Annotated in this window: 11 protein-coding genes; 6 read left to right on the top strand and 5 right to left on the bottom strand. The window is 63.4% G+C overall.

The features are described from left to right. Positions 1-3 precede the first annotated feature (3 nt). The 3 genes from trpC to EB231_RS20635 are packed head-to-tail and all read left to right on the top strand — an operon-like array spanning position 4 to position 2,506. On the top strand, positions 4-816 hold the full coding sequence (trpC, locus tag EB231_RS20645; protein WP_172350485.1) for an indole-3-glycerol phosphate synthase TrpC: 813 nt from the start codon (positions 4-6) through the stop codon (positions 814-816). 2 nt (positions 817-818) lie between these two features. Beyond that, positions 819-1,301: a cyclic pyranopterin monophosphate synthase MoaC gene (gene moaC, locus EB231_RS20640; protein WP_172350484.1), complete on the top strand. Its 483-nt coding sequence runs from the start codon at positions 819-821 to the stop codon at positions 1,299-1,301. Then, positions 1,301-2,506 carry a molybdopterin molybdotransferase MoeA gene (locus EB231_RS20635; protein WP_172350483.1) on the top strand — a complete coding sequence of 402 codons (1,206 nt, stop codon included), beginning with the start codon at positions 1,301-1,303 and terminating at the stop codon, positions 2,504-2,506. The genes moaC and EB231_RS20635 overlap by 1 nt, the downstream gene beginning before the upstream one ends. Before the next feature lie 45 nt (positions 2,507-2,551). Here EB231_RS20635 and EB231_RS20630 read toward each other — a convergent pair whose 3' ends face one another. Continuing rightward, entirely contained in the window at positions 2,552-3,382 is an 831-nt protein-coding gene (locus EB231_RS20630; protein WP_172350482.1) for an alpha/beta hydrolase, read from the bottom strand. Positions 3,383-3,696: 314 nt separating this feature from the next. On the opposite strand from EB231_RS20630, the gene EB231_RS20625 reads away from it, so the two are divergent. Both EB231_RS20625 and kynA read left to right on the top strand, forming a co-directional pair. Continuing rightward, positions 3,697-5,322 carry a benzoate-CoA ligase family protein gene (locus EB231_RS20625; protein WP_172350481.1) on the top strand — a complete coding sequence of 542 codons (1,626 nt, stop codon included), beginning with the start codon at positions 3,697-3,699 and terminating at the stop codon, positions 5,320-5,322. Further along, positions 5,319-6,155 carry a tryptophan 2,3-dioxygenase gene (gene kynA / locus EB231_RS20620; protein WP_246740688.1) on the top strand — a complete coding sequence of 279 codons (837 nt, stop codon included), beginning with the start codon at positions 5,319-5,321 and terminating at the stop codon, positions 6,153-6,155. The genes EB231_RS20625 and kynA overlap by 4 nt, the downstream gene beginning before the upstream one ends. A 4-nt stretch (positions 6,156-6,159) precedes the next feature. Here the strand turns inward: kynA and kynU are convergent, their stop codons facing one another. The 4 genes from kynU to EB231_RS20600 are packed head-to-tail and all read right to left on the bottom strand — an operon-like array spanning position 6,160 to position 10,193. Continuing rightward, on the bottom strand, positions 6,160-7,407 hold the full coding sequence (gene kynU, locus EB231_RS20615) for a kynureninase (protein ID WP_172350480.1): 1,248 nt from the start codon (positions 7,405-7,407) through the stop codon (positions 6,160-6,162). A 33-nt stretch (positions 7,408-7,440) separates the two neighbouring features. Continuing rightward, on the bottom strand, positions 7,441-8,364 hold the full coding sequence (locus tag EB231_RS20610) for an ABC transporter permease (RefSeq protein ID WP_172350479.1): 924 nt from the start codon (positions 8,362-8,364) through the stop codon (positions 7,441-7,443). Between the two features lie 5 nt (positions 8,365-8,369). Beyond that, entirely contained in the window at positions 8,370-9,149 is a 780-nt protein-coding gene (locus EB231_RS20605) for an ABC transporter ATP-binding protein (RefSeq protein ID WP_172350478.1), read from the bottom strand. Positions 9,150-9,206: 57 nt separating this feature from the next. Further along, positions 9,207-10,193 (bottom strand): ABC transporter substrate-binding protein, encoded by a 987-nt coding sequence (locus EB231_RS20600; RefSeq protein WP_172350477.1) that lies wholly within the window; start codon positions 10,191-10,193, stop codon positions 9,207-9,209. 154 nt (positions 10,194-10,347) lie between these two features. Here EB231_RS20600 and EB231_RS20595 point away from each other — a divergent pair, with 154 nt between their 5' ends. Then, a complete protein-coding gene (locus EB231_RS20595) occupies positions 10,348-11,121 on the top strand; it encodes a GntR family transcriptional regulator (protein ID WP_172350476.1) in 774 nt (257 codons plus the stop codon). Positions 11,122-11,133: the final 12 nt, after the last annotated feature.

Here is an 11,133-nt window from a genome sequence, read left to right as displayed (position 1 = left end):
ACCGTGTCTGACATTCTGCGCAAGATCGAAGCCTACAAACGCGAGGAGATCGCCGCCGCCAAGGCACGCGTGCCGCTGGCCGATATCAAGGCGCGCGCAAAGGATGCAGACGCGCCGCGCGGCTTTCTCGCGGCCCTCGAGGCGAAGCGCGGATCAGGCGGCTTCGCCCTGATCGCCGAAATCAAGAAGGCAAGCCCTTCCAAAGGGCTGATCCGGGCCGATTTCGATCCACCGGCGTTGGCCCGGGCCTATGAGAAAGGCGGCGCCGCCTGTCTTTCGGTCCTGACCGACGCACCGTCCTTCCAGGGCGCGCCGGAGTTCCTCACCAAGGCACGGGCTGCCGTCGCCCTGCCCGCGCTGCGCAAGGATTTCCTGTTCGATCCCTATCAAGTGTACGAGGCGCGCGCCTGGGGCGCCGACGCCATCCTGATCATCATGGCAAGCGTCGATGATGCCTTGGCGAGCGAATTGGAAGCGACCGCATTCGAACTCGGCATGGATGCGCTGATCGAGGTGCATGACGAGGCCGAAACGCAGCGTGCGGTAAAACTGTCGTCGCGGTTGATCGGCATCAACAACCGCAATCTGAGAACATTCGAAACCAGTCTTGAGACTTCCGAACGGCTGGCGGCAATGGTGCCAGGCGACCGCCTGCTGGTCAGCGAGAGCGGGATTTTTACACATGACGATTGCCTCAGGATGCAGAAGAGCGGCATCGGCACCTTCCTCGTCGGCGAGAGCCTGATGCGACAACAGGATGTCACAGCGGCGACACACTTGCTTTTGACGGGCAAGGCGGCGGTAGAGGCCGCCTGACAATGACATCGGCCCTCACCCATCTCGGCGCGCAGGGCGAGGCCAACATGGTCGATGTCGGCGACAAGGACGAGACGACGCGCACCGCGATCGCTGAAGGGTTCGTCTCGATGCGAGCCGAGACGCTGGCAACCATCCTCGCCGGCAATGCGAAGAAGGGCGATGTGCTCGGTACCGCGCGCATCGCCGGCATCATGGCGGCGAAGAAGACGCATGAGCTGATCCCGCTGTGCCATCCGCTGCTCCTGACCAAGGTTTCCGTCGACATCGAGCCCGACCATGCGCTGCCCGGCCTGAAAGTCACTGCATTGGCGCGCGTCACCGGCAAGACGGGCGTCGAGATGGAAGCACTGACCGCCGCTTCCGTGGCCTGCTTGACCATTTACGACATGGCTAAGGCGGTGGACCGCGCCATGATCATCTCCGGCATTCGGCTGGTCGAGAAGACCGGCGGCAAGTCTGGCGACTACAAGGCTGACGCCTGATGGCGCTGGTCCCGGTCGCGGAGGCGCTCGAACGCCTTCTTGATGGTGCCGCGCCGCTGGCCGGCGAAAGCGTTCCTCTCATCGAGGCGGTCGATCGCGTGCTGGCCGAACCGGTCGTGGCGCTTCGCACTCAGCCGCCCTTCAATGCCTCGGCCATGGATGGTTATGCCGCGCGCGCGGCCGATGTAGCGTCAGTACCGTCGAGACTCTCGGTGATTGGCATGGCGCCGGCCGGCCGCGGCTTTGACGGCACGGTCGGCGAACGCCAGGCGGTGCGTATCTTCACCGGCGCCCCGCTGCCTGACGGCGCCGACACCATCGTCATCCAGGAAAACGTGCGGAATCTTGGCGGTGGCAATATCGAAGTGATCGAGCCCACCGCCGGATGGCGCAATATCCGCCGCGTCGGGCTCGACTTTTCCAAAGGCGACGTCTTGCTGGAGAAAGGCCGCTTGCTCGACTCGGCGGCGCTTTCATTGGCGGCATCGGCCAACCATCCCGTGGTCACCGTGGTCAAACGGCCGCTGGTCGCCATCATCGCCACCGGTGACGAGTTGTTGCCGCCCGGCAGCGAACTCGGGCCGGACCAGATCATCTCATCCAACGCTTACGGCGTCGTCGCCGCCGCGCAATCTGTCGGCGCCCGCGCGCTCGATCTCGGCATTGCCGCTGACCGCCAGGAGGCCATTGCCACGCTTGTCAGGAAAGCGGTCGCGGCCGGTGCGGATGTCATCGTCACCCTTGGCGGCGCCTCGGTCGGCGACCACGATTTGATCCATGACGTGCTGACCGGCGAAGGCATGACGCTCGGCTTCTGGAAGATCGCCATGCGCCCCGGCAAGCCGCTGATGTTCGGACGCCTAGGCGATATCAGGTGCATCGGGCTGCCCGGCAACCCCGTGGCGAGCCTGGTCTGCTCGCAATTGTTCCTGAAACCGCTTCTGGCAAGGCTCGGCGGCCGCAATCATCGCCAGGACATCCGTCAGGCGCGGCTGGGCGCCTCAATGCCGGCCAATGATCTGCGCCAGGATTATGTGCGGGCGGTAGTCAGGGAGGACGATGGCGGGCTGGTGGCGACGCCGTTCAGCATCCAGGATTCCTCGATGCTGAGGATGCTGGCCGACGCTAACGGGTTGGTCGTGCGACCCCCGTTCGCCTCCGCTTCCGCTGCCGGAGATTCCTGCAGCGTTCTGATGCTCCGCTGAAGCGCTGCCATATAAGTCGCTGATAAATGTAAAAAATGATCTCCGCTATTCCGAGATCAAGGTCCGCGTCAGCCCATGCGCCGGATCGGCGAGCCCATCGACAATGTCGTAATGATGCCGGTCGGGCTCAACCACGGTGCTGGTAACGGCGCCAAGCCCGGTCCAGATGTTGGCCAGCAGCGCATTCTGGCGCAGGAATTCGGACCGCTCCCCGCCGCCGGCCCAGCAGGTGATGCGGACGCCATCCATGGGGCGCAGCAGTGCCGGGCTCTCGGCCTGGGCTTCGGCTTCGTCGATTGCCAGCGCCTCGTTCATGCCGGTGCGCATGAGTGGGCGCAGGTCATGGAGGCCCGAAATCGAAACGACATGGCGTATACGCTTTGCCACATCGGCGGCCAGCGGCGTTGATATGGTCACCATGCGGCTGGCGAGATGGCCGCCGGCCGAATGTCCGGTGAGCATCAGCGGCCCCCCAACCATTGCCGCCGCCTTGCCGATCGCCGCGCCGATTTCGCGGACGATTCCGGCGATGCGAATGTCCGGGCATTGCGTGTAGGACGGCATCGCCACGGCGAAACCGCTGCTGACCGAGCCCTTGGCCAGGTGCGACCAGGTGCTCTTGTCGGACTCCATCCAGTAACCGCCATGGATGAACACGACGAGCCCCTTGGGCGAAGCCTCTGGAAGGAAAAGATCGAACCGATTGCGCGGTCGCTCACCATAGGCGATGTCGATGCGTGCCCGGCCTTGCGCCGACATCGTGTCGCGAAAGGCTTGCGCAGGTTCCCTCCACGCGGCCGGCCAGCGGTCACTGCGAGCAATATTCGCGCCGTTGGCGTAGGCATTGTCCCAATCCTCAACGCGATGTCCAAGCATCCGCACCCTCCCCCAAGCACTTCGGTTGTCACGCCAGCAATGGCCACCACAATGCCATGCGTCAATGCTCCGGCACAAAACATTTTAGGCTTGAAACAAATTTCGACTGGTGCGATCCTGCTTCACGAACAGCCGACAATGGGAGGTCTGCTGTGCTGTCCAAACCTGCGGATGTTCACCCTTTCCCGGTGGCGTCGCCGAACAGGTGTAGCCGGCTGCACGAAGCCCTCTCGCGAAAAGACGGGACCTTCAGATCCACCGCCTCGGACAGCTGCTTAGCGCACTGGCCAGGCAGCGAATGGGATAGCGGCGAGATGCTTGGGCCTTCAGCGCATATCGACACGTTCACGCGCGATCACCTGCCGCCGCCGGATCAATGGCCGGATTTCCTGCTCGACGGTTTCGATTATCCTGAACACCTCAATGCCGGCGTCGAATTGACCGATCGGCTGGTCGAGAAAGGTCTCGGCGATCACACCGCCCTGATCGGCAATGGCCGCCGCCGCACCTACAAGGAACTGTCCGACTGGACGAACAGGCTGGCGCACGCGCTGGTCGAAAATTACGGCGTTAAGCCAGGCAACCGGGTGCTGATCCGCTCAGCCAACAACCCCGCAATGGTCGCCTGCTGGCTGGCCGCCACCAAGGTCGGCGCCGTGGTCGTCAACACCATGCCGATGCTGCGCGCGGGCGAGCTCACCAAGATCGTCGACAAGGCGGAGATCACCACTGCGCTCTGCGACACCAGGCTGATGGACGAGATGACCGCCTGCGCCAAGGACAGTGCGTTCCTGAAGCAGGTGATCGGCTTCGACGGCACCGCCAACCATGATGCCGAGCTCGATCGCGCCGCCCTCGACAAGCCGGTCACCTTCACCGCCGTTAACACTGGCCGCGACGACGTCGCCCTGCTCGGCTTCACCTCGGGCACGACGGGCGTGCCGAAGGCAACGATGCATTTCCACCGCGACCTTTTGATCATCGCCGACGCCTATGCGCGCGAAATTCTCCAGGTAACGCCGGACGATATTTTCGTCGGCTCACCGCCTCTCGCCTTCACCTTCGGCCTTGGCGGCCTCGCCATCTTTCCCCTGCGCTTCGGCGCCGCGGCGACATTGCTGGAACAGGCGACGCCGCCCAACATGATTCACATCATCGAGACCTACAAGGCGACCATCTCCTTCACCGCGCCGACCGCCTATCGCGCCATGTTGAAGGCCATGGATGAAGGCGCCGACCTGTCATCGCTGCGCGTCGCCGTTTCGGCCGGCGAGACGTTGCCGGCTCCAGTCTTCGAGGAATGGACTGAGAAAACCGGCAAGCCGATCCTCGACGGCATCGGCGCCACCGAAATGCTGCACATCTTCATTTCCAACCGTTTTGGCGACATGAAGCCTGCTTCCACAGGCAAACCAGTCGGCGGCTATGAGGCACGCATCGTCGACGACGCGATGCAAGAGGTGCCGCGTGGCGAGACCGGACGGCTGGCGGTGCGCGGCCCGACCGGCTGCCGCTACATGGCCGACGACAGGCAGAAGGAGTATGTGCGCGACGGCTGGAACCTCACCGGCGACACATTTACCCAGGACGAGGACGGATTCTTCCATTTCGCCGCGCGCTCCGACGACATGATCGTCAGCGCCGGCTACAACATCGCCGGCCCCGAGGTCGAAGCCGCACTGCTCTCGCATCCCGATGTCGCCGAATGTGCTGTTATCGGCGCCGAGGATAACGAACGCGGCCAGATCGTCGAGGCGCATGTCGTGCTGGTGCAAGGCGTGGCAGCTGATGCATTGACAGTCAAGCGCCTGCAGGACCACGTCAAGGCGACGATCGCACCATACAAATATCCACGATCGGTCAAGTTCATCGCCGCGCTGCCCAAGACGCAGACCGGCAAGATCCAGCGCTTCCGGCTGCGCACGGAGAAAATCCATTGAGCGAGCCATACGATCCGGCGTCCGAAGGCGCGCAGATGTCGTTCAAGGAACGCATGTCCTACAGCGACTATCTGCACCTGGAAAAAGTGCTGGAGGCACAGACGCCGCTGTCGTCGGCGCATGACGAGATGCTGTTCATCATCCAGCACCAGACCTCGGAACTCTGGATGAAACTCGCTTTGCATGAGATCGGCGCCGCGATCCGCTCCATCCGCGCTGATCGGCTCGAGCCGAGCTTCAAGATGCTGTCGCGCGTCGCGCGCATTTTCGAACAGTTGAACAACGCCTGGGACGTGCTGCGGACCATGACGCCAAGCGAATACACCGAGTTCCGCGACGCGCTCGGCCAATCCTCCGGCTTCCAGTCCTGGCAGTATCGCGCCATCGAGTTCATGGCCGGGAACCGCAACCTCGCAATGCTCGGCCCACACAAGCATCGACCCGACCTGAGCGGCAAGTTGGAAGCCATCCTGGCCGAGCCGTCGCTCTACGACGAAGCGCTGCGCCTGTTGGCACGCAACGGGTTCGACATCGGCGCCGATGCCAGGCGCACGGACTGGCGTGAAACGCGGACCGAAAATGAAGAGGTCCTGGTCGCCTGGCAGACTGTCTACCACGATCCGCAGCGCTACTGGATGTTCTATGAACTGGCCGAGAAGCTGGTCGATTTCGAGGATTATTTCCGCCGCTGGCGTTTCAACCACGTCACCACGGTCGAGCGCATCATCGGCCTGAAGCGCGGCACTGGCGGCACGTCAGGCGCATCCTACCTCAAGAAGATGCTGGAAGTCGTCCTGTTTCCAGAACTGTGGACGGTCCGCACCCGGCTCTGAGGTCTCAAGTCACCGCCGTTTTGACCGCGAAACGCGCCTCCTGCCAAGCGCCGGTGCGCAGGATGTCCTCAAGCACCTCGACCGCCTGCCAGACGTCCCTGTAGCCGACATAGAGCGGCGTGAAGCCGAAGCGGATGGTTGATGGCGCGCGGAAATCGCCGATCACGCCGCGCTCGATCAGGGCCCGCATCACCTGGTAGCCATGCGGATGGAGGAACGACACTTGGCTGCCGCGCGCATTGCCGTCGCGCGGGCTTTCCAGTTCGAGCCCATAGGCGCCGCACCTGGCTTCGACGAGCTGGATGAACAGGTCAGTCAAGGCAATGCTCTTCTTGCGCACCGCCGCCATGTCGACCTCGTCCCAGATATCCAGCGCGCCCTTCAACGCCCGCATCGACAGCACCGGCTGCGTGCCGCACAGGAACCGGCGAATGCCGCTGCCGGCGGCAAAACCCTGCTCGAAGGCGAACGGCCGCGCATGGCCCCACCAGCCGCTGAGCGGCTGATGGACATGGTTGTGATGGCGTGTCGCGGCATAGATGAAGGCCGGCGCGCCCGGGCCGCCATTGAGATATTTGTAAGTACAGCCGATGGCGAAATCGGCATTGGCGGCATCGAGTTCGACCGGCAAGGCACCTGCGGTGTGGCAGAGATCCCAGACGATCAGCGAGCCGGCCTGGTGGGCCTTGCGCGTCAGGGCTGCCATGTCGCGCAACTGTCCGGACTTGTAGTTGACGTGGTTGACCAGGATGACGGCGACGCGCTCGTCGATCAGCTCTTCAATGGTCGGAGCATCCACGCCCTCGAGCCGCACCACCGTGCCCGGCCGTGTCGAGGCCACGCCCTCGGCCATATAGAGATCGGTTGGAAAGCTGTCGCCTTCGGCGACGATGACCGTGCGGTCCGGCCGCATGTTGAGTGCGGCATGCAGCACCTTGTAGATGTTGATCGAGGTCGTGTCGCAGACCACCGTCTGGCCCGCCGCGGCGCCGATCAGCCGTCCGAGCTGGTCGCCAAGCGCGACCGGCATATCGAACCAGCCGGCGGTGTTCCAGGCACGGATAAGGTCCTGTGCCCACTCCTGCGTCGCGGCCTTCTGCAGCTCGTTGAAGACGGCGGGCGCCGCGGCGCCCAGCGAATTGCCGTCGAGGTAGATCACGCCTTCCGGCAAAATGAACCGGTCGCGCATGGCACGCAGCGGATCCGCCGCATCCATGGCCTCGACTGCTGCGAGATCGAGCGTTGCGCGCATGATTTGTGACGTCCCTCGGTTATTCACGTCTGATTATTCACGGATCGCTTCGCGCGCGGGTGCCGGGCCTCGGCTGCGCTTCAGGCTGGGCAGAGCAAGCATGGCGAGCACGAACAGGCCCGTGGCAAGCTTCAGGTCGGGAGGAGGCATGCCGGCGGCAAGGCAAAACGACACCAACTGGTAGTAGATGATCGCGCCGGCGAAGGGCGCCAGCAACTGGCGCCAGACTGTCTGCTTGCCGACGACGGCCTCGCCGATCATCAGCGCGGCAAGGCCGTTGATGAGAATGCCCAGCCCCATATTGACGTCGGCGAAGCCCTGCGACTGCACCATCAGTGCGCCGCTCGACGCCGAAAATGCACTCGCCAGCCCGACACCGCCAATGGTCGCCGCCCAGACATTGATGCCTTGAGCCTCGGCCATATCGGGATTGGCGCCCACGGCGCGCACGGCAGTCCCCTTCTCGGTCCTGAAAAACATATAGAGCGCCAGGAAGACGATGAGCGCGACGAGGCCGGCGACAACGATCTTGCTGGCCGGAAAACCCGGCCGCGCGAACGGCACCCAGTCGAACACGGTGGGCGAGCCGAAGACGGAGAGGTTGGACTTGCCCATGATGCGAAGGTTGATGCTGTAGAGCATCGTCATCATCAGGATGCCCGCAAGAAGCGTGTGGATGCGGAAACGCAGATGGATGAAGGCTGTGCAGCAACCCGCCGCGAAGCCCGCCGCGAACGCAACCACGATGGCTGCCAGCGGTGATACGCCGGCAGCCAGCAGCACGCCGCAGACGCAGCCCCCCAGCGGAAATGCGCCTTCGCTGGTCAGATCGGGAAAATTCAGCATGCGAAACGGGATCATGATCCCGAGCACGACAAAGGCCAGGATCAGGCTTTGCGCCAGCGTGACCGGTATGATCGCGACGAAGCTGGTGAGAACCTCCTGAACAAAGCCCATGATGATCAGCTCGCCAGCAACATGCGGTCGGTCTTGACCGAAAAATGGCCGATGAGGTCGATGACCGTGACCCTCGCCTTCTCCTCGCCGGTGATCTCAAGCAGGACCCGGCCCGCATCGAGCATGATCACCCGGCTGCCATAGTCGACGGCGTGTTGCATGTTGTGGGTCACCATCAGGGTGGTCAGCTTCAGCGCGTTGACGGCGCGCACCGTCGCTTGCATGACGATCTCTGCCGTGCGCGGGTCGAGCGCGGCCGTATGTTCGTCGAGCAGCAGCAAATCCGGCGATCCGCCGACAGCCATGATCAGCGACAGCGACTGACGCTGCCCGCCCGAGAGTAGATCGACACGGGTATCGAGGCGATTTTCAAGGCCGAGGCCCAATATCGACAGGCGCTCCTTGTAGGACGCCAGCCGCGTGGCGTTCAGCCCTTGCCGCAGCGTGCGTTTTTGGCTGCGCAGGTCGGCCAGCAGCATGTTCTCCGCCACCGTCATGCTGGCGGCTGTGCCGCGCATCGGATCCTGGAAGACCCGTGCCAACCTTGCGGCACGTTTGTACACCGGCATGGCTGTCACATCGACACCATTGATCAGGATTTTGCCGGAATCCAGGACAAGAGCTCCGGAAATGGCATTGAGCATGCTGCTCTTGCCGGCTCCGTTGGAGCCGATGACGATGCCGAACTCGCCCGTGGCCAGCGACAGGCTGAGACCGTCCAGCGCGATCTTCTCGTCGGCCTGGCCCTTGTAGAATACTTTACGCGCGGATCGGATCTCGAGCATCGTTCCTCCCTGACCTCGGGATGACGGCGCCGGCGCCGTCATCCTTCAGTGCCGATGTCAGTCGACGATGCAGCCGCAATCGGCCATCGACGCCGGTATCTCGATGCCGAACGCGGCCATCGCCTTGCGGGAAATCGTTGCCATATGATCCTTGTAGGCCGGGCGCGACGGCGCGATCGTCTTGGGATCCTTGCCCTTGAGGATTTCGGCGGCGATGTTGCCGGCGTTGACACCGACCTGCGTGTAATTGACCGCGAAGCTTGCCGGCACCGTGCCGTTGCGGACCGCGCTGTCATCGGAGTTGACGACCGGGATTCCGGTCTGGCGAGCGGCCGCGGAAACAGCGGCGATCGCCGGCTGGATCAGGTTCGAAGCCGGGCCGTAGATCACGTCTGCCTTGCCGGCGAGCGCGGCGATGCGCTGCTGGATGTCATTGACGTTGTCGATGCCGACTTCGACGACCTCGAAGCCGGCCGCCGGTGCGGCCGCCTTGATCTTCTCGACCAGGGCGACGTCATTGGCCTCGCCTGGATTGTAAGGCACGCCGAAGCGCTTGGCGTTCGGCAGCAGCTTCTTGGTGAAGGCCATGACAGCGGCGACATCCTGCAGATCGCTGGCGCCGGTCATGCCTTCGTCTCCGGCGTCCCACGACGGCACCAGCTTGGCCGCGACCGGATCGGTGACAGCGGCGAAGACGATCGGAATGCCGGAACCGGCAAGCGCCTTCTTGGCGATCTGCGAGACCGGCGTGGTGATGGTGTAGATCAGCTTGGGCTGCTCCGCCTGTAGCTTGGCGATCATCTGCGGCACCAGCGATGCATCGAAATTGGTATGGCTCTCCGTGTAGACGACATCCTTGCCCTCGACAAAGCCATTGTCCGTCAGCGCCTTCTTGAATCCGGCTATGGCAGCGTTGAGCTGCGGATGCTCGCCGAAATTGGCGATGCCGATGCGAATCTGGTCGGCGGCGGCACTCCCCGCGCTGACCATCAATGCGCCTGCCAGGGCCAATCCCGACAGCCAAGCGGATTTGGACTTCAACATCATTTCCTCCCAGATTTGATCAGCGCCGCTCATCGGGACGGCAACTGTGGCGATCATGGTCAGTCCATCGCTTCCTGTCAAACATTATATATAATTCTTGCCATCGAGCACCATCATATATAATTTTCACATGCCCGACGATGGACGGATCGCGATGCAGGACCAGAACAACTCCACGAAAACCGAGGCGGCCTATCAGCTGCTGCGGCGCGATATCCTGACCACACGCCTCATGCCGGGCGCACCGCTCAAGCTGAGTGCGCTGCGCGGTCTATACGGCGTCGGCTGGACACCGCTGCGTGAAGCCTTGTCTCGACTTGAGGCCGAGCGCCTGGTTACCGCCATCAGCAATCGCGGCTTTGCCGTGGCTCCGGTGTCGCGGGCCGAACTCGAGGACCTGGCTCGCGCACGGATGGTTGTGGAGATGCCGCTGTTCCTGGAATCGATCGAGAAAGGCGGCAGGGAATGGGAGGACGCGGTTGTCACCGCCCACTACCGGCTCTCCCGCTGCAAGACCGCGGTCGACGACCCCTCGGATGCGGCCGTCGACCAGTGGGACGAGAGCCACGAGGCCTTTCACGGGGCACTGCTGAGTGCCGCGACGTCCAACTGGCTGTTGCGCTTCCGTTCGACAATCGCCGATCAGTTGCGGCGGCATCATCGGTTTCTCGGCCTGGCGCCGACATTGCGGGCGGCCGCCGGCCTCAAGGATGGTTATGGCGAGGCAATGGACGCTCTTCGAGAGGCGATCGCGATCGAGCATCACACCGCGATCATGGAAGCGGCCCTCGATCGCGATGTCGAGCGGGCAAAGGCGCTGATGACGGCGCATATCGGCTATACGCTGCATGTCTACGTTCATAGCGAGGACGGCGGCGCGAACAACTACACCGCACGCGCCGGCAGCCTGAAAGCAATTTCCGGATGACTTCAGCGTTAT

Source organism: Mesorhizobium sp. NZP2298, assembly GCF_013170825.1.
Classification (GTDB): Bacteria; Pseudomonadota; Alphaproteobacteria; order Rhizobiales; family Rhizobiaceae; genus Mesorhizobium.
This window is presented reverse-complemented; position numbering and strand designations above follow the sequence as displayed.

Bases quoted from the DNA above. Each gene is read 5' to 3' on its own strand.
- kynU (WP_172350480.1), bottom strand. From the start codon at position 7,407: ATGCGCGCAACGCTCGATCTCGCAGCAGTCGAGGCCATGGATGCGGCG.
- EB231_RS20605 (WP_172350478.1), bottom strand. From the start codon at position 9,149: ATGCTCGAGATCCGATCCGCGCGTAAAGTATTCTACAAGGGCCAGGCC.
- EB231_RS20595 (WP_172350476.1), top strand. From the start codon at position 10,348: ATGCAGGACCAGAACAACTCCACGAAAACCGAGGCGGCCTATCAGCTG.
- moaC (WP_172350484.1), top strand. From the start codon at position 819: ATGACATCGGCCCTCACCCATCTCGGCGCGCAGGGCGAGGCCAACATG.
- EB231_RS20635 (WP_172350483.1), top strand. From the start codon at position 1,301: ATGGCGCTGGTCCCGGTCGCGGAGGCGCTCGAACGCCTTCTTGATGGT.
- EB231_RS20600 (WP_172350477.1), bottom strand. From the start codon at position 10,193: ATGTTGAAGTCCAAATCCGCTTGGCTGTCGGGATTGGCCCTGGCAGGC.
- EB231_RS20625 (WP_172350481.1), top strand. From the start codon at position 3,697: ATGCTTGGGCCTTCAGCGCATATCGACACGTTCACGCGCGATCACCTG.
- EB231_RS20630 (WP_172350482.1), bottom strand. From the start codon at position 3,382: ATGCTTGGACATCGCGTTGAGGATTGGGACAATGCCTACGCCAACGGC.
- EB231_RS20610 (WP_172350479.1), bottom strand. From the start codon at position 8,364: ATGGGCTTTGTTCAGGAGGTTCTCACCAGCTTCGTCGCGATCATACCG.